Here is an 18,273-nt window from a genome sequence, read left to right as displayed (position 1 = left end):
CTACCGTCGCCGCAACCGGGACGTTCCCGGTCACGGCGACGGCAGTCAAACCTGTTCGGGAGAGGCGGATGAGAAAGCAGATCCTGATCGTCGGCGGTGGCACGGCCGGGTGGCTGACCGCAGGGTATCTCGCCAAGCGCCTCGGTGCCGATCTGCCCGGCGGGGTTGCGGTCACGCTGGTGGAGTCGCACGACATCGGCGTCTTGGGCGTCGGCGAAGGCACCTTTCCCACGATCCGGCGAACGCTGGCGACGATCGGCATCGACGAGGCCGACCTCGTCCGCCGCTGTGGCGCGACCTTCAAACAGGGCGCCAAGTTCGTGAACTGGCGCAACGCACCGGGCGAAGGTGCGACCGACCATTATTCGCACCCGTTCCAGGTCGCGGATGCCAGCGGCGGGCTCGAACTCTTGCCCTATTGGTTGTTGGGCGAGGGCGGGACCGAGAACTGGGACGAGGTTTCCAATCCACAGAAAAAGGCGGCGGATGCCCGACGCGCGCCCAAGCTGCCGAGCCACGAGGATTATGTCGGGCCGCTCAACTACGCGTTCCACTTCGATGCGATCGCGCTGGCCGGGCTGCTGCGCGAGCAGGGGATCGCCAACGGCGTCCGGCACCTGATCGACACCGTCACGCAGGTGAGCCTCGACGCGGACGGTGCGATCGACAGCGTGTCGACCGAGCGGAACGGGTCACTGACGGCCGACCTCTACATCGACTGCACCGGGTTCCGGGCCGAGCTCATCGGCAAGGCGATGAACATCCCGTTCCGCTCCTGCCGCGACGTGCTGTTCTGCGACCGGGCGGTCGCCGCGCAGCTGCCGTACACGGGAGAGCGGGACCCGATCGCGTCCTACACCATCTCCACCGCGCAGCAGGCGGGATGGACGTGGGACATCGGGCTGGATCGCCGCCGTGGTATCGGCCACGTCTATTCGTCGGACCACACGGACGACGAGGCCGCCGAGCGCGTGCTGCGCGGCTATCTCGGTGCGGCAGGGGCCGATGCGGAGGTGCGCCGGTTCAAGTTCGATGCGGGGTATCGCGAAACCAACTGGTACAAGAACTGCGTCGCCGTCGGATTATCGAGCGGCTTTTTCGAGCCGCTGGAGGCGACCGGGATCGCCTTCGCCGAAGTGTCCGCCGGGATGATCGCCAACCTGTTTCCCTGGGGGGGCGATTACGAGACCTCGGCGCGGCAGTTCAACCTGAACCTGCGCCGCCGCTACGAACGCGCGCTGGACTTCATCAAGCTGCATTATTGCATCTCCGAACGGCGCGACACCGAATTCTGGCGCGACAACGTCGCCGCCGCGTCGATCCCCGACTCGCTCCACGAGATGCTCGATCGTTGGCGGTACCGGTGGCCGAACGAACTCGACATCGATGCCCAGATCGACATCTTCACCGAGCCGAGCTGGCAATATGTCCTGTATGGCATGGGCTGGAAGACCGATCTCAGCGCCAAGGCCGGCTCGCTCCGCTATCATGAGGATGCGCGGCGGGCATTCGCGGAGGTCAGGCGGCAGGCGGACTATGCCATCGCGAACCTGCCGTCGAATCGGGACCTGGTGGAGTATGCCCGGTCGCATCGCTTCGGCCAGCGCCGGGCTGCGGCGTGAGCGCCGACGTACCCCGACCGATCCGCAAGGTCGTTATCGTCGGTGGAGGAACGGCAGGCTGGATGGCCGCCGCCGCGCTGTCCCGCCTGACCGCCGCCGGAGTCGCGATCACGCTGGTCGAATCCGAAGACATCGGCACGATCGGCGTCGGCGAGGCGACCATCCCCTCGCTGCACGATTTCAACCGCCTGCTCGGGATCGACGAGGACGCATTCGTCCGCGCCACCCGCGCGACGTTCAAGCTGGGGATCGAGTTCGTCGACTGGGGCCGCATCGGCGACCGATACATGCATCCGTTCGGCACTCACGGCCGCGATGTCGAGGGCGTGAAGTTCCACCAGCTCTGGCTGCGGCAGTCGCGGATCGATGGCGCCGCCGGCGATGTCGGCCGGCTGGACGAATATTGCCTGTCCGCCGTCGCCGCGCACGCGGGCCGGTTCACGCGACCGTCGGACAACCCGGCCACCGTGCTCGCATCGCTCGGCTACGCGTTTCATTTCGACGCGGGGCTGTACGGGCGCTATCTGAGGCAGCTGTCGGAACGGGCCGGCGTCACCCGGATCGAGGGTAGCATCACGGGAGTCGAGCGATCGGAGCATAATGGTCATATCGCCGCGATCGGGCTCGACGATGGGCGGCGGATCGACGGCGAACTGTTCGTGGATTGCAGCGGCTTCCGATCGCTGCTGCTCGGCGATGCGATGGGCGTGGCGTTCGACAGCTGGCAGCATTGGCTGCCCTGCGACCGAGCGCTGGCGGTGCCGAGTACCAGTACCGCTGCGTTGCTGCCCTACACCCGGGCCACCGCCGGTACGGCGGGATGGCGGTGGCGCATCCCGCTTCAGCACCGCGTCGGCAACGGCCATGTCTATGCCAGCGCGTTTCAGGACGAAGCGCAGGCCGAGGACGATCTGCTGCGCGGCCTCGACGGCGCGGCGCTGGGGGATGCACGCAGGTTGCGCTTCGTCGCGGGCGTCCGGCAGCGGCTATGGGAGGGCAATTGCGTCGCGCTCGGGCTCGCGGGCGGCTTTCTGGAACCGCTGGAGTCGACCAGCATCCATCTGGTGCAGTCGGGCATCTCGCGCCTGTTGAGCCTATTCCCCGATACGGGGTTCACCAGTGCCGAGCGCGACGAATACAACCGGCTGCTGCGGCTGGAATATGAGCAGATCCGGGACTTCATCATCCTGCACTATCATGCCACCACCCGCGACGATTCTCCCTTCTGGAACCACTGCCGGACGATGGACATTCCGGCTTCGCTGTCGGGCAAGATCGCGCTGTGGCGCAGCCGGGCGCGCGTCATCCGCGATCAGGGCGGGCTGTTCACCGACGACAGCTGGATCGCGGTCCTGGCCGGTCAGGAGCCGGCGCCAGCGTCCTACGACCCGCTGGTCGATACGCTGCCGGTGGAGGAAGCGGGACGCTTCATGCACCACCTGCGCGACATGATCGCCAAGACCGCCGCGGCGATGCCACGCCACGACGTGTTCATCGACCGGCATTGTCGCGCCGATCTGGCGAACGCTGCATGACCGGCATCCCCATCGGCAACACCCAATTGCGGTGGTGATGACGAGCTTCGGGCTGCCGGCGTGCGCAGCGCAGGCACAGCGAGGTCCGGCGCAGACCGTCAAGCCGGACCTCGCGCGCGCCAGTGAGCCGATCGATTATTCGGCCGGGGGCGGGCTCTCCGCGTGCGCTGCGTTATGCCGACATTCTGGCGCAGTTGAGGACGTCCGTGGGCGAGCTCGATCTTCGCTACGCGCGCTGTCACGACACGTTTCACGACATTGCGGGCACTTGGTTCAACGACGCTGTGCTCCCGCGCGCAACCGAAACGCTCGTCGAGCCGGGACTCACGCCCCAAGCTGTCCGTACGTTGCCGCAGACGGTCTTCTAGCGGAAGCGCAGTACTTCTCAGCCCGATATATGGCCTCGGGGCGCGTCGGCGGGAGTATCCCACACCATCGACTCGCTACATCGGAACTCCAGCATGCATCCTTCGCGCCGTGAAGCCCTGACCCTTGCGCTGGCGACCGCGGGGGCTGCGGCGATATCAGCCGAGACCGCCGGGCAGTCGCGCCCCGACGCGGTGGCGTTCGACCGCGCACCCCGCCTGCACGGACGACCGGGGGTGGAGGGACAAAGGCGAGCCAGTCTGGGCGACGGGCGATACGTCAATCCGGTGCTGTCGGGCGACCGGCCCGACCCGAGCATTCTGAAGGACGGCGCGGATTATTACGCTACCTTCTCGTCCTTCCAATATTATCCCGGCATTCCGATCTGGCATTCGCGCAACCTGATCGACTGGACGCCCATCGCGGCTGCCCTCCGCACGAACATCGGCATCGTCTGGGCGCTCGATATCGCCAAACACGAAGGCCGCTACTTCATCTACATTCCGACGCTCGACGGTTCCGAGCGCCCACAAAAGACGTTCGTCATCCACGCGTCGAGCATGAGCGGGCCCTGGAGCGAGCCCATCGACATGAAGCTGGACGGCTTCATCGATCCCGGCCACGCGGTCGGCGAAGACGGTCAGCGCTACCTGTTCTTCAATGGCGGTCGCCGGGTCCGCATCAGCGCCGACGGCTTGTCCGCCGTTGGGCCGGTCGAGCACGTCTACTCAGGTTGGCCGATCCCCGACGACTATGTGATCGAGGGTTTCGCCTTGGAGGGGCCGAAGGTCCTGCGCCGGGGCGAGTGGTTCTACCTGATTTCGGGACAGGGTGGGACGGCAGGACCGCCGACCAGCCACATGGTGGTGGTCGCGCGATCGCGCTCCATCGACGGGCCGTGGCAGAACTGCCCCCACAACCCCGTCGTCCGCACGCTCAGCCGGGACGAACCTTGGTGGTCGCGCGGGCATGGTACGGCCGTCGAGGCACCCGACGGAAGCTGGTGGCTGGCGTACCACGGCTATGAGAACGGGTTCCGCACACTCGGCCGCCAGATGCTTTTGGAGCCGATTACGTGGACCGAAGACGGATGGCCGCGCGCCGCGGGCGGCGACCTATCCACGCCGATCGCCGCGCCACAGGGAGGCTTGCCCGGACCGCACGGAATTACGCTATCGAACTTCTCGCCAGACATGTTCGGCACCAAGATGCAGTTCTTCGATCCGGCGAAGGGCGATTATCTGAGGCGGGCGAGCGTCAACGAGGGAGTGTTGACGCTGGCCGGGCAGGGGGTGGGGCCGGCAGACAGTTCACCCTTGCTGTTCGTGGCAGGAGACCGTTCGTATGAGCTGTCGGTCGAGGTCGAGATCCTGGGAACCAGCACCGCAGGGGTGACGCTCTTCTACAACGACAAGCTCTTCTGCGGCTTGGCCATCGGGCCCGGGCAACTCCATGCGTACCGGATCGGTCAGGAGGAGCGGTGGCCGCCGGGAGCCAAGATCGACGCGACGCGATTGCACATCCGCGCGGTGAACGACGAAAACGTCGTGACGTTCTTCTACAGCCGCGACGGCCGGAACTGGACCAAGGATCGATCGGTGGAGGTAGCCGGGTACAATCATAACGTCGCCGACGGTTTCCTCAGCCTCAGGCCGGGCGTGTTCGTAGCCGGGGACGGCCGGGCCAGGTTCCGCAACTTCCAATATCGCGCACGGGGCTAGATTATGGTTGACGATGATGCTGACGGCGACCGCGTATCCGCCGATTTTCCGGACAGCTGGGCCGTCGCGCCCTACACCTGGCGAAACGTAAAGGTCGGGGCCGGCGGATCTGCGCCCAACATCGTCTTCAGCTAAGCCGAGCGCGGCCTTGCCAATCTGCGGACGGATATGGCCGGCGTCGCCCAGGCCACGTTCAAACTTCTTCTCTTGACCCGAGCCGCAAGCTCAACCCTTCGCGACGAGCATCATCATCGGCGGATTGCCGGTCTGGTTCACCGGCGCCTTGATGCTGAGCCTGCGACGGTAGCGTTCTTATGGCCTTCGACACGAGAAAGAACGGCAAACGCCACAGATCGTGATTGTGGTCCCGCCGCTTCAGCCCGCCCCTTGCGCCGGGGTATTCACCCCCATCGACGCCAGATAGCGTTTTACGTTCCGCGCCGCCTGACGCAGTCGCTGTTCGTTCTCGACCAGCGCGATGCGGACGAAGCCTTCGCCGTTTTCGCCATATCCGACGCCCGGCGCCACTGCGACCTTCGCCTCGGTCAGCATCTGCTTGGAGAATTCCAGCGACCCCAGATGCGCCAGTGCCGGCGGCAACGGTGCCCAGGCGAACATCGACGCGCGTGGGCTCGGGATGTCCCACCCGGCGCGCGCGAAGCTGTCGACCAGCACGTCGCGCCGCTTGTGATAGAGCACCCGGTTCTTCTCGACGATGTCCTGCGGCCCGTTCAACGCCGCGCACGCCGCCGCCTGGATTGGCGTGAACGCACCGTAGTCCAGGTACGACTTCACCCGCGTCATCGCCGCGATCAGTTTGGCGTTGCCGACCGCGAAGCCGATTCGCCAGCCGGCCATGCTGTACGTCTTGGACAGCGACGTGAACTCGACCGCGACGTCCTTGCCGCCCTTGACCTGCAGGATCGAAGGCGTCGGATTGCCGTCGTAGTATAGCTCCGAATAGGCGAGGTCGGAGAGAATCCAGAGGCCCTGCTCCTTCGCGAACGCCACCAGCCGCTCGTAGAAGGCGAGGTCGACCGTCTCCGCCGTCGGGTTCGATGGGTAGTTGACGACGAGCACGCTCGGCCGCGGCACGGTGAACGCCATCGCCCGTTCCAAGCTCTCGAAATACGCTTCGTCGGGCGTCGTCGGCACCGCGCGGATCGTCGCGCCGGCGATGATGAAGCCGAAGGTGTGGATCGGATAGCTCGGGTTCGGCGCGAGCACGACGTCGCCCGGGGCGGTGATCGCGGTGGCGAGGCTGGCCAGCCCCTCCTTCGATCCCATCGTCACCACGACTTCGGTCTCAGGGTTCAACTCGACCCCGAACCGTCGCCCGTAGTAATTCGCCTGCGCGCGGCGCAGTCCGGGAATGCCCTTCGACTGTGAATAGCCATGCGCGTCGGGCTTGCGTGTCACCTCGATCAGCTTCTCGATGACGTGCTCGGGCGGCGGCAGGTCGGGATTGCCCATGCCGAGATCGATGATGTCCTCGCCGCCCGCGCGCGCCGCCGCCCGCATCGCGTTGACTTCCGCGATCACGTACGGGGGCAGGCGCTTCATGCGATAGAAATCGTCGGACGGGTCGGTCATGGCAGTACCTTTCGCCGACGCATCTACAGCGAAGCGGCCCGTCGCGAAAGCTGACGTGGAACTGCGAATGCGCTACGCCCGTCTACAGGATCGAGGAGAGACCGCGCATGGCCGACGCACCCGAGCAGCCGACCCTGAAGGACATGCAGCATTGGACCTGGGTCCTCGGCCGTGCGCAGCAGATGATGATGGAGCAGGGCATCGCCGCGCTGCCGACCATACCCGGCTTCAACGATCCCGCCACGCTGGAGCGGGCCCGCGACTTCTGGACGGACAGTCTGACGCTGTGGCAGCGGTTTCTCGATCCCACCAGCGCGCCGCCGACCGCGGAAACCCCCGAACAGGCGCGCGACAAGCGGTTCAAGGATGCGGCGTGGCGGGAGAACCCGGTCTTCGACCTGATCCGTCAGAGCTACAACACGATCGCCGACCACATGCTGCGCGGCGTCGACGCGATCGACGGTATCGATCCGAAGCAGCGCGAGCAGCTCCGCTTCGCCACCCGCGGCTTCGTCGATGCGATGAGCCCGACCAACTTCGCGCTCACCAATCCGGCGGTGCTGGAGCGGACCGTCGAGACGCGCGGCGAGAATCTGCTCAAGGGGCTCCAGAACATGCTGGCGGACATGGGGCGCGGGCAGATGACGCACACCGACGGTTCCGCGTTCGAGGTCGGTCGCAACCTCGCCGCGACGCCGGGTCAGGTCGTCAAGCGCACCGACCTGTACGAACTCATCCAGTATAACCCGGCGACGAAGAAGGTGCTGGCGACGCCGCTGCTGATCTTCCCGCCGTGGATCAACCGCTTCTACATCCTCGATTTGACGCCGGAGAAGAGCTTCATCCGCTGGGCGGTGGAGCAGGGCATCACCGTGTTCATGGTATCGTGGAAGTCCGCCGACGCGACGATGAAGGACGTGATGTGGGACGATTACGTCGCCGCGCAGGTCGATGCGATCGACACCGTCCGCGATCTGCTCGACGTGCCCGCGGTCCACACCGTCGGCTATTGCGTCGCCGGCACCACGCTCGCCGCGACGCTGGCGGTGGAGACGGCGCGGGGCGGGGCGGACAAGGTCGCCAGCGCCACCTTCTTCACCGCGCAGGTCGATTTCTCCGGTGCTGGCGACCTCCAGCATTTCGTCGACGACGAGCAGTTGACAATGCTGGAGAAACTGTCGCCGGACGGGTTCCTCGACGGCCGCTACATGGCCGCGACCTTCAACGCGCTGCGCGGCCGCGACCTGATCTGGAACTACGTCACGAACAATTATCTGCTCGGCAAGGATTATGCGCCGTTCGACCTGCTCCACTGGAACGGCGACGCGACGAACCTGCCGGCGAAGTGGCATCTATCGTATCTGCGTGATCTGTACCGCGACAATTTGCTGGTGACGCCCGGCGCGCTGTCGGTCGGCGGCACCCCGATCGATCTCACGACGGTGACGACGCCGACCTATGTCCAGGCCGGGCGAGAGGATCATATCGCGCCTGCCGAAAGCGTCTGGAAACTGACGCATCATTTCGCCGGGCCGTTGCGCTTCGTGCTGGCGGGGTCGGGGCACATCGCCGGCGTCGTCAACCCGCCCTCCGCGGGCAAGTATCAATACTGGACCAACGACACGAAGACCGAGTCGCTGTCCGACTTCGTGGCGGGGGCGACCGAGACGAAGGGGAGTTGGTGGCCCGACTGGCTGGCCTGGCTGCGCGGCATCGATGACGCGGACGTGCCAGCCAAGGGCGCGCGCATTCCCGGCAAGGGAAAACTTGCTCCGCTGGAGCCGGCGCCCGGCCAATATGTTCGCACCAAATGACAATTTTGTTGCTGCACTGCACAATTTGTATTTGACAAATCTTCGTTAGGCCTCCATTTGTGCAGTGCAGCAATGGAGAGGTGCGGCATGGCGACGACTGGACGCAAGGCAGGTGGGCGTAAGCCGACTCCAGCTGGACCGGCACCCGTGGTGCCCGCGCTGAAGCGCGTCGACGGCCCGACTTCGGTGCCGCCCGCATTGTCGGCCACCAATACCGTCGAGGCACCGGAAGCCAATCCTGTTGTTGCCAAGCCCGCCGGGGCCCCCAGGGTTCCGGTAGCGGCTCCAAAGTCTCCCGTCTCGACTCCGGCCCCGATGCCTGCCGCGGCTCAGCCGGTCGCAGCCAAGTCCATCGCGCCGAAGTCGCCCGCGAAAGCCGCGACGGCCGCAGCGAAAGCCTCGGCACCTGCACCGGCGCCGAAGCCGGTCACCCCATCCGTCGCTGATGCCGTCAAGGCGGTGACAGCGCCGATCATCGAAGCCGTGGCGGCACCCGTCGCACCTGCTTCTCCCGCGCCCGCACCGGTCGCGACCACCCCAACGGCCGCACCGGCCGCCACTACCGAAGCAAAGGAACCCGTCATGGCTACCGTCATCGATAACGCGCAGAACGCCGCTCAGGACACCTCGGCCAAGGCCCAGGCCGTGTTCACCGATATGACCGAGCGCAGCAAGGGTGCGGTCGAAAAGGGCCAGAAGCTGTTCGCCGACGCCACCGAGTTCGGCAAGGGCAACGTCGAGGCGCTCGTCGAGTCGTCGAAGATCGCCGCCCGCGGCATCGAGACGATGAGCCAGGACGCCGTCGCCTACGCCAAGTCGTCGTTCGAACATGCTTCGGAAGCGATGAAGACGCTGTCGTCGGTCAAGTCGCCGGCCGAGTTCATGAAGCTGCAGGCCGACTACGCCCGCTCGGCGTTCGATGCGATGATGGCGCACACCTCGAAGTCGACCGAAGCGTCGCTGAAGCTGGCCGGCGAGGTCGCACAGCCGATCTCGAACCGCATCGCGGTCGCTGCCGAGAAGATCAAGGTCGCCGCGTAACTGGCACCTTGGCCGAGTTCGCCCGGCCTCTGAAACGAGGTCCGGGCTCGCCCGGCTGTGGAACGGGGCGGCGCAGCGATGCGCCGCCCTTTTTCGTGATCTCGTCCTGACGAGGAGTGATGCAGGTGCCGTTCCGTCGCATCGCGATGCACGGAACCCGATGTCGGGTCTTGCCCCGTGGCGGCGCGGTGCCATATCCCGCATTCCCATGCAGCGACTGATCGAAACCCCCCTCATGACGGCTGCCACGGCGACCTGGCCCGCACCTACCGGCGCATCCTTCGCGATGACGCCGACGATGGCCGAGCGCCGAGACAGCGATGGTGACGATACCGGGACGGGCATCGCTACCAAGACCCGCGCCAAGACGAAGCAGCCGACGCCCTACCGCGTGCTGATGCTGAACGACGACTACACGCCGATGGAGTTCGTCGTCCTCTGCCTCCAGCGCTTCTTCCGCATGGACATGGAAGAGGCAACACGCGTCATGCTCCACGTCCACCAGCGCGGCGTCGGCGTCTGCGGCGTCTTCTCCTACGAAGTTGCGGAAACCAAGGTCAGCCAGGTGATGGACTTCGCGCGCCAGAACCAGCACCCGCTCCAGTGCACGCTGGAGAAGGCGTAGGGCGCGTAGCCGCCTGATTTTTCAGGCTTCCCTCCCCGTCGAAAGGGGCTGGGTCAGGTACTCTGCGCTCTCGACGCCAAAACCTTTACTCCGCCGCCGGCAACCACCCCAGATTCGCCTGCGCATACCGGTCGACATAGCTCGCCGCCCGCACCAGCCGCTGCTCGTTCAGCAACGTGTAGCGGCCGCCGTCGCGTGCGATCAGCCCCTCTTCCTCCAACTGTCGGAGCATGCGGTTGACGTGGACCGCGGTCAGCCCGGTCGCGTCGCCGATCTCCTCCTGCGTGATACCGGGATGGAAGCTGTCCGCGATCGCCGGATCCCCTCGACGCAGACGGTTGCGGATGTCCAGCAGCAGCGCCGCCACCCGCGCCTTTGCCGAGGTTCGGCCGATCGCCGCCAGCCGGTCGGTCAGCGACACGCGCTTGATCTGGTCCAGCGCCATTATCGCGCTCGCCATTCGCGGATGATCCGCCAGCAGCTTGGCCAGCACCACCCGGTCGAACGAACCGACCACCACTTCGGTCAACGCCATCATCGTCTCCGGCGACGTCCCAAAGGCCAGCGCGGACATCGCCATCATGTCGCCGGGATACAGGAAGCGCAGGATCTGCCGCCGCCCATCGTGGAGCAGGACGTAGCTCATCATCATGCCCTGCTTCAGGACATAGAGTTCGGACAGGCGATCATTCTCGCTGATGAGGATCGCTCCGCGCCGCAGGCGGCGTTCCCGATCCTCCAACGCCGACAACGCGGCACGTTCGACGGGAGTCAAGGTGATCAGGTCGCCGAGACGGTCGGCGAAACAACTGTGCGGCACTAGAGACCAATCCCCCCGGTAATCGACCCAATTAGGCAAGAGGTCGGCGCGGATGCATTAAAGTCGATCAACCGTAGGGGGATCGGCGGAATTCTCACGATTTTCCGTGTGTTATGGCGGGGTGGAGAGCCGCCGCTGCGACGGACGGCCGCGCACCGCTCTTGCACCCCGCGCCGTGCGCGATAGAGCGTGACGGATGGACCGTATCCTGATCCGCGGCGGCAATCGCCTGTCCGGCCGCCTGCCCATTTCCGGCGCAAAGAACGCAGCCCTGACGCTGATGCCGTGCGCGCTGCTGACCGACGAGCCTTTGATCCTCTCGAACCTGCCGCGTCTCGCCGATGTCGACGGGTTCGGCCATCTGTTGAACCAGTTGGGCGCGTCGACCGCGGTCGAGGGTACGCGCCCCGACGAGTTCGGCCGCACGATGACGATCCACGCGAAGTCGCTGACCTCGACCGAGGCCCCGTACGACATCGTTCGCAAGATGCGCGCGTCGATCCTCGTGCTGGGGCCATTGCTCGGTCGCGGTGGGGAGGCGCGGGTGTCGCTGCCCGGCGGCTGCGCGATCGGCAATCGTCCGATCGATCTGCACCTGAAGGCGCTGGAGGCGATTGGCGCTGAGCTGGAGATGGCGGCAGGCTATGTGAAGGCGACCGCGCCCGGCGGCCGGCTGAAGGGCGGACGCTATCGCTTCCCCGTCGTGTCGGTCGGCGCGACCGAGAACGTCGTCATGGCGGCCTCGCTCGCCAGCGGCACCAGCGTGATCGAAAATGCCGCGCGCGAGCCGGAGATCGTCGACCTGTGCCGCTGCCTCGTCGCGATGGGCGCGTCGATCGACGGGATCGGAACCGAAACGCTGACGATCGAGGGCCGCGACCGGCTGCACGGCGCGACGTACCGCGTGATGCCCGACCGGATCGAGGCGGGTAGCTATGCCTGCGCCGCCGCCATCACCGGCGGCTCGCTGGAGCTGACGGGGGTCGATGCGGGCGACATGGGCGCGACGCTGTCGGCGCTGGCGGATGCGGGCGTGCTGATCCAGCTCAAGCCCGGATCGGTCTGCGTCTCCGCGCCCGATCCGCTGCGCCCGCTGACGCTGACGACCGCACCGTTCCCCGGCTTCGCGACGGACATGCAGGCGCAGTTCATGGCGATGCTGACGCTGGCTGACGGCGCGAGCGTGCTGACCGAGACGATCTTCGAGAACCGCTACATGCACGTACCCGAACTGGCGCGGATGGGTGCGGATATCCTCGTGCAGGGCCGGACCGCCGTGGTTCGCGGCGTCGGCAAGCTGACGGGCGCGCCCGTCATGGCCACCGACCTGCGCGCCTCGATGAGCCTGATCCTCGCCGGTCTCGCCGCCGAGGGCGAGACGCAGGTCAGCCGCATCTACCACCTCGACCGCGGCTACGAACGGCTGGAGGAAAAACTGTCCGCCGTTGGCGCCGACATCGAACGCGCCGAAGGCGGCTGACGGCTTCGTCCGCTCTCCCTTTTCTGAGAGTCTGTTTACACAAATGCAGCCGATGACCGCGGCCATCTCCCTCCCGATCATCGGCCGCATTACCCATCGGCGTCTTCACACTCAGACTGTCAGAAGCGAGATGGGTCAGGAAAGCAGGGGGGAGAAGAAGCGTCGGGTTACCCCTCGCCCGAACCCGGTTCGGCCATCTTGCGGTGCTGTTCCGCCAATACCACCGCTGGCGTGATGCCCGTCATCGCGCCTTGCAGCTTCGTCTTCCAGCCGGAGAAGATCGAAGCCTCGCCCTTGTTCATCGCGCTCCAGCCGTCGTTCGCGACGTCGACGGGATCGCTCTTGCTGTCCGACTGGCCGACCGAGGTGTCGAGCATGTCGGCGCGGTCGAAGAACTCGGTTTCGACGGGGCCGGGCTTCAGCGTGGTGATCGTCACGCCGTCCGCATCCTTGATTTCGTTGCGCAGCGCATCGGTAAAATAGTCGATGAACGACTTCGACGAGTTGTAGACCGCCTGGAACGAGCCGGGGATGTAGCCGGCGATCGATCCGGTCACCAGCACCTTGCCCTCGTTGCGCGCGACCATCGCCGGCAGGACTTTTTGCAGCAGGTAGATCGTGCCGACGATGTTGGTGTCGATCACCCGCTTCCAGTCTTCGACGCTCTGGTCGAGGAACGCGTGACCGAGGCCCTTGCCCGCATTCGCGCACAGCACGTTAATGCGGCGGCCGTTGGTGGCGGCCAAGAGCGCGTCGACACCCTCGAACGTCGACAGGTCCGCCTCTACCGGCGTGATCTCGGTGCCGAACTGGCGCAGGTCCTGCGCCGCCGCCTCGATCAGCGGCTCGTCGGCAACGATCAGCACATCGTAACCGTCTTTCGCGGCGAGCGTCGCCAGTTCGAAGCCGATGCCGGTCGAGGCACCCGTCACGATCGCGTATCTGTCAGCCATCATCAGTCTCCTGTCAGCATAGAGATCAAGCAGCGACCATGCCGGGCTTCAGCACGATCTTGGTCGTCTCGTTCTGCTCGTCGTGGAACATCTTGTAGCCCTTGGGCGCGTCGTTCAGCGGCATGCGATGGGAGATCAGGAACTCGGTCTCGATCTTCCCCTCCATGATCGCGTTGAGCAGGCCGGGCAGGTAATGCTGGACATGCGTCTGGCCGGTCTTCAGCGTCAGGCCCTTCTCCATAAACGCGCCGAGCGGGAACTTGTCGACGAAGCCACCGTACACCGCCGGCATCGACACGCGCCCGCCCTTACGACAGGCGATGATCGCCTGACGGATGGAATGGGGGCGATCGGTGCCGAGGAACAGCGACGCCTTCACCTGATCGACGACATTGTCGACGAACAGGCCGTGCGCCTCCAGCCCGACCGCATCGATGACGGCGTCGGGACCGATGCCGCCGGTCATCTCCATCAGCGCTTCGTAGGTCGCGCTTTCCTTGAAGTTCAGCGTTTCCGCGCCGAACCGCTTGGCGAGTTCCAGACGGTGCGGATAATGGTCGATGGCGATGACGCGCTCCGCGCCCATCAGGAACGCCGACTGTACCGCGAACAGCCCGACCGGGCCGCAGCCCCAGACGGCGACGGTATCGCCCGGTTCGATCTGCGCATATTCCGCTGCCTGCCAACCGGTGGGCAGGATGTCGCTGAGGAACAGGACCTTGTCGTCCTCGACGCCGTCGGGGATGACGATCGGGCCGACGTCGCTGAACGGCACGCGGACATATTCCGCCTGACCGCCGGCATAGCCGCCGGTCATGTGCGAATAGCCGAACAGGCCGGACATCTCCGTGCCGTACAGTTCGCGGGCGATATCCTGATTGTCCGCCGGCAGACCGTTGGGGCAGGCGGAATATTGATGCTTGCCGCAGTGATAGCATTCGCCGCACGCGATCGTGAACGGTACGACGACGCGCTGGCCCTTCTTCAGCGTGGATCTGGAGCCGACCTCGACCACCTCGCCCATGAACTCATGGCCGAGGATGTCGCCGGCCTGCATCGTCGGGATATAGCCGTCATAGAGGTGGAGGTCCGATCCGCAGATCGCGGTCGACGTGACCTTGATGATCGCGTCACGCGGATTGACGATCTCTGGATCGGGAACGTTGTCGATGCGGACGTCGTGTTTACCGTGCCAAGCGAGTGCTTTCACAGTCCCATCTCCTCGAACTGCTTGGGGTTCATCGCGGGGGTGGCTATCTCACCCGTCTCCAGCAATTGCTTGAAGCGGGTCAGATCGCGGCGGGCCTGAATCTTGGGCTCACGCTGGAACATCTTGGCAACAATCTTGCCGACGATGCCCGCTGGCGGGTCGTAGAGGATCGTCGCGCTGACGACCGTGCCGCGCTGGCCGGCATCACGAAAGTCTACGCGGCCGGAATTCGGTACGTCCGCGCCCTCCTCGCTGGTCCACGCCATGAAGGCGTTGTCAGCCTCATCGGTGACGCGGGCATCCCATTCGACCGTGCCGCCACCGGGAGCCTTCACCACCCAGTGCGAGCGCTGCCGATCGAGCACGTCGATACGGACGACGTTCTCCATAAAGCCGGGCAGGTTGGCGAAGTCGCGGAAATGGGCGAACACCTCCGCCACCGGCTTGCCGATCGTGACGGTGGCATTGGCGAAGCTGTCGCCCTGGCCCTCGGGTAACTGGCCCGCGGCATCGGCCGGCGCATCGCTGCGTTTGGAGGTATCGAGCGGCGCATCGTCGCTCTGCGGGTTCGCAAGGTCGGCCATCGGATTTCCCATGCTGATCTGGAACAGACAGGGTCGATAGCGCATGCGGTTGGTCGTGGGTTCCAAACGCGGCTACGATAAAACTAATCTTTCCAAATACTTGATTTCAATCAGTCGCAAGGTCGCGCGCAGGCAGGACAGGGTTGCCAAAGGGCGGCGAGCCGAAGTCGATGCGTGTGCGTTAAGACGGGCATCGATTGTTCTGGAGTCCCCAATGATCCGCGACCTTGCCGAGCTGGACCGTATCCGCGCCGAATGTCACACGCTGGTGACGAAGCGCTCGCTCGCGTCCGCGGGGGCGGCGGTGGTGCCGATCCCCGGTGCGGACATCGTCGCCGACATCGGCCTGCTGACCAACCTGCTGCCCGCGATCAGCACGAAGTTCGGGCTGAACCACGAACAGGTGCAAAAGATGGAGCCGAACATGGCGCAGCAGGTGCTTGTGCTCGCGACCAGTGCCGGCAACACGTTCATCGGCCGCATCGTCACGCGCAAGCTGGTGACGGCGGTGCTGCGCCGGATGGGCGTGCGGATCGCGACCGCGTCGGTGGCGAAGTTCGTGCCGTTCATCGGATCGGCGGTGGCGGCGACGATCAGCTTCGGTGCGATGAAGCTGGCCGGCGACGCGCATGTCGAGGATTGCTACCGCACCGCCCGCGCACTGATCGGCGAGCCTGTCGCGGGTGCACTACCGGCCAGGTGATCGAGCAGCCCTGCCGTGACTTCCGGCAGGGCGGCGGGGGCGAGATCGTGCGCCATCGCCTGCACAATCAGTAGCTTGGCCCCCTCGATCCGGCGCGCAAGGTCCTCGCCGTGCCCCAGCGGGATCAGCGGATCGACCGCGCCGTGGATCACGAGCGTCGGCGCGACGATATGCGTCAGCAGCACGGGACGTCCGGTATCGGCGATGATCGCCGCCAGTTGTCGCCGCCCGCCGACCGGGTAATGGCCGCGATCGACCGCGCGCGTCGCCTGTAGCGCCAGCGCCTCGACATCGCGCGCGGCTTCGGGATGGGAGATCAGCGCCAGCGTCGCCATCGTCGCCGCCACCGCCTCGTCGCGGCTGGGGGTCGCCGGCCAGCGCATCACCAGCCGCCGCATCAGCGCCGGGCTGGGCGGCGGCAGGCCGGGCGCGCCGCTGGACGACATGATCGTCGTCAGGCTTTCGACCCGTTCGCGCCAGCCGGCGGCGATATGCTGCGCGATCATCCCGCCCATCGACGCGCCGACGACATGCGCGCGCTCGACACCCAGCGCATCGAGCAGCGCGACCGCGTCCGCCGCCATGTCGCGCAACGTGTAGGCGAGCGGAAACGGCATCCGCAGCCGGCTCGCGCCCAACACCCACAAGGGATGCAGCGCCGGTGTTCCATCCAGCCGCGTCGACAGGCCCACGTCGCGATTGTCGTAGCGGACGACGCGGTAGCCGGCATCGACCAGCGCGGCGATCAGCGGATCGGGCCACGCGATCAACTGCGTCGCCAGTCCCATCACGAGCAGCACCACCGGTCCCCGCGGATCGCCGGCTTCCTCGTAATAGAGATCGACGTCATTGACGTGAACGGTGGGCACTCGGAGATTTCCTAAGGGTCGGGGCGGATGGCCCTACACCATTTCGTACCTCGAAGGGGAGTGCGCAGCACCGGAGGGGTGACCCCGCTAATCCTCCCCTACAAGGGGAGGTGGCGCGCAGCGACGGAGGGTAACCCGCTGTCGAGAGGGTGATACCCCTCCGTCAGGGCGTCGCCCTGCCATCGCCCCTTGCAGGGGACGATTTAGCGCCGCACGTCCAGCCCGCCTTCGTGGAAGGTCGCCAGTTCGCGGCGGGTGGTGAGGCTCTGGTCCCCCGGCGTCGCGTGCTTCAGCGCGGCGAGGGCGAGGCCGGTGCGCGCCGCCTCTTCCAGCCCGTGCGGCAGGCCGGCGAGTACGCCGCCCGCGAACGCGTCGCCGGTGCCGATCCGGTCGACGATGCCGGTGATCTCCACCTCGCCGGTCTCGACGGCCTCATCTTGTGTGTCGATGCGCGCGGACAGCGTGTTGTGGTCGGCGTTGCGGACGTGCCGCGTAGTCGTGGCGATGTAGCGCAAGCGGGGGAAGTGCTCGAACGCAGCCAGCGCCGCCGCGCGCCGCCGCTCCGGCCCTTCGCCGGGAAAGTCGCGGCCGAGCAGCAGCGCGATGTCGCGATGGCTGCCGAACATCAGGTCGCATCCCTCGATATGCCGCGCGAGGATGGGGGAGGGGGCGTCGCACCAGCGCGCCCACATGCTGGCGCGGAAATTGCCGTCGAACGACACCGGTACGCCCGCTTCGTTGGCTGCGGCGATTGCGCCGAGCGCGACCTCCACCATCTGCGGCCCGATCGCCGGGTTGATGCCCGAGAGGTGCAGCCGCCCCGCGCCCTGAAGCAAGGTCGGCCAGTCATAGGCGTCGGCGGGCGTCTCCGCGAACAGGCTGTTCTCCCGGTCGTAGACGATCGCCGACGCGCGCAGGCCGGCGCCGGGCGTGAGGAAATACAGGCCGAGCCGTCCGGCCGCGCGCCGCACCCGGCTCATATCCACGCCGTGCTTGCGCATCGCCTCCACCGCCGCATCGCCCAAGGCATCGTCGGGAGCAGCGGACACGATCGCACTCGGTATGCCGAGCCGCGCCAGCGCGACTGCCACGTTCGCCTCCGCTCCGCCGAAATTCGCGTCGAGCCGCGGTTCCTGGAACAGATGCCCCCGCCCCGGGGCGGACAGGCGCAGAAGCAGCTCGCCGAAGCACAGAACATGACCCGTCGATGCCATTCGGAACCCTCCCGCGTTGCCGTTATCGAGAGCCTGCCTATAACCGGGTCCGAGCGGCCTTGACAGCGCCGGTCACGACGTGCTGGTAGCGCTATCAGCGACGATAGTCGAGTGGAGGGGACA

The 18,273-nt window shown here is 66.2% G+C and carries 15 protein-coding genes; 8 read left to right on the top strand and 7 right to left on the bottom strand.

The window, feature by feature from the left end:
* The first annotated feature begins 68 nt into the window (after positions 1 to 68).
* The 3 genes from AC0CH8_RS00850 to AC0CH8_RS00840 all read left to right on the top strand — a co-directional run bounded on the left by AC0CH8_RS00850 (position 69) and on the right by AC0CH8_RS00840 (position 5,244).
* Entirely contained in the window at positions 69 to 1,622 is a 1,554-nt protein-coding gene (locus AC0CH8_RS00850) for a tryptophan halogenase family protein (RefSeq protein ID WP_465238283.1), read from the top strand.
* A complete protein-coding gene (locus AC0CH8_RS00845; protein ID WP_465238282.1) occupies positions 1,619 to 3,157 on the top strand; it encodes a tryptophan halogenase family protein in 1,539 nt (512 codons plus the stop codon). Before AC0CH8_RS00850 ends, AC0CH8_RS00845 begins: the two co-directional genes overlap by 4 nt.
* A gap of 461 nt (positions 3,158 to 3,618) precedes the next feature.
* Positions 3,619 to 5,244, top strand: coding sequence for a family 43 glycosylhydrolase (locus AC0CH8_RS00840; protein ID WP_465238281.1), 1,626 nt, complete (start codon positions 3,619 to 3,621; stop codon positions 5,242 to 5,244).
* Positions 5,245 to 5,619: 375 nt separating this feature from the next.
* Here AC0CH8_RS00840 and AC0CH8_RS00835 read toward each other — a convergent pair whose 3' ends face one another.
* Entirely contained in the window at positions 5,620 to 6,837 is a 1,218-nt protein-coding gene (locus AC0CH8_RS00835; protein WP_204200187.1) for an LL-diaminopimelate aminotransferase, read from the bottom strand.
* A gap of 107 nt (positions 6,838 to 6,944) precedes the next feature.
* Here AC0CH8_RS00835 and AC0CH8_RS00830 point away from each other — a divergent pair, with 107 nt between their 5' ends.
* The 3 genes from AC0CH8_RS00830 (at position 6,945) to clpS (ending at position 10,317) form a co-directional block, all read left to right on the top strand.
* On the top strand, positions 6,945 to 8,651 hold the full coding sequence (locus tag AC0CH8_RS00830) for a PHA/PHB synthase family protein (protein ID WP_465238280.1): 1,707 nt from the start codon (positions 6,945 to 6,947) through the stop codon (positions 8,649 to 8,651).
* Positions 8,652 to 8,798: 147 nt separating this feature from the next.
* Positions 8,799 to 9,692, top strand: coding sequence for a phasin family protein (locus AC0CH8_RS00825; protein ID WP_465238279.1), 894 nt, complete (start codon positions 8,799 to 8,801; stop codon positions 9,690 to 9,692).
* A 298-nt stretch (positions 9,693 to 9,990) separates the two neighbouring features.
* Positions 9,991 to 10,317: an ATP-dependent Clp protease adapter ClpS gene (clpS, locus tag AC0CH8_RS00820; RefSeq protein WP_204200381.1), complete on the top strand. Its 327-nt coding sequence runs from the start codon at positions 9,991 to 9,993 to the stop codon at positions 10,315 to 10,317.
* A gap of 85 nt (positions 10,318 to 10,402) precedes the next feature.
* On the opposite strand, the gene AC0CH8_RS00815 is transcribed toward clpS, so the two are convergent.
* Entirely contained in the window at positions 10,403 to 11,092 is a 690-nt protein-coding gene (locus AC0CH8_RS00815) for a Crp/Fnr family transcriptional regulator (RefSeq protein WP_465238278.1), read from the bottom strand.
* Between the two features lie 241 nt (positions 11,093 to 11,333).
* On the opposite strand from AC0CH8_RS00815, the gene murA reads away from it, so the two are divergent.
* On the top strand, positions 11,334 to 12,617 hold the full coding sequence (murA, locus tag AC0CH8_RS00810; RefSeq protein WP_465238277.1) for a UDP-N-acetylglucosamine 1-carboxyvinyltransferase: 1,284 nt from the start codon (positions 11,334 to 11,336) through the stop codon (positions 12,615 to 12,617).
* 167 nt (positions 12,618 to 12,784) lie between these two features.
* On the opposite strand, the gene AC0CH8_RS00805 is transcribed toward murA, so the two are convergent.
* The 3 genes from AC0CH8_RS00805 to AC0CH8_RS00795 are packed head-to-tail and all read right to left on the bottom strand — an operon-like array spanning position 12,785 to position 15,364.
* A complete protein-coding gene (locus AC0CH8_RS00805; protein ID WP_465238276.1) occupies positions 12,785 to 13,570 on the bottom strand; it encodes an SDR family NAD(P)-dependent oxidoreductase in 786 nt (261 codons plus the stop codon).
* Between the two features lie 25 nt (positions 13,571 to 13,595).
* A complete protein-coding gene (locus AC0CH8_RS00800; RefSeq protein WP_465238275.1) occupies positions 13,596 to 14,780 on the bottom strand; it encodes a zinc-dependent alcohol dehydrogenase in 1,185 nt (394 codons plus the stop codon).
* On the bottom strand, positions 14,777 to 15,364 hold the full coding sequence (locus tag AC0CH8_RS00795; protein WP_465238274.1) for an SRPBCC family protein: 588 nt from the start codon (positions 15,362 to 15,364) through the stop codon (positions 14,777 to 14,779). Before AC0CH8_RS00795 ends, AC0CH8_RS00800 begins: the two co-directional genes overlap by 4 nt.
* A gap of 214 nt (positions 15,365 to 15,578) precedes the next feature.
* Between AC0CH8_RS00795 and AC0CH8_RS00790 the strand changes: the two genes are divergently transcribed.
* Positions 15,579 to 16,067, top strand: coding sequence for a hypothetical protein (locus tag AC0CH8_RS00790; RefSeq protein WP_204200196.1), 489 nt, complete (start codon positions 15,579 to 15,581; stop codon positions 16,065 to 16,067).
* Here the strand turns inward: AC0CH8_RS00790 and AC0CH8_RS00785 are convergent.
* Positions 16,007 to 16,936: an alpha/beta fold hydrolase gene (locus AC0CH8_RS00785; RefSeq protein WP_465238273.1), complete on the bottom strand. Its 930-nt coding sequence runs from the start codon at positions 16,934 to 16,936 to the stop codon at positions 16,007 to 16,009. The genes AC0CH8_RS00790 and AC0CH8_RS00785 overlap by 61 nt on opposite strands.
* A 203-nt stretch (positions 16,937 to 17,139) precedes the next feature.
* Complete coding sequence (locus tag AC0CH8_RS00780; protein WP_465238272.1) at positions 17,140 to 18,150, bottom strand: sugar kinase; 1,011 nt, start codon at positions 18,148 to 18,150, stop codon at positions 17,140 to 17,142.
* Between the last annotated feature and the right edge of the window lie 123 nt (positions 18,151 to 18,273).

The sequence above is a fragment of the Sphingomonas sp. AC435 genome (genome assembly GCF_979253005.1).
This window is presented reverse-complemented; position numbering and strand designations above follow the sequence as displayed.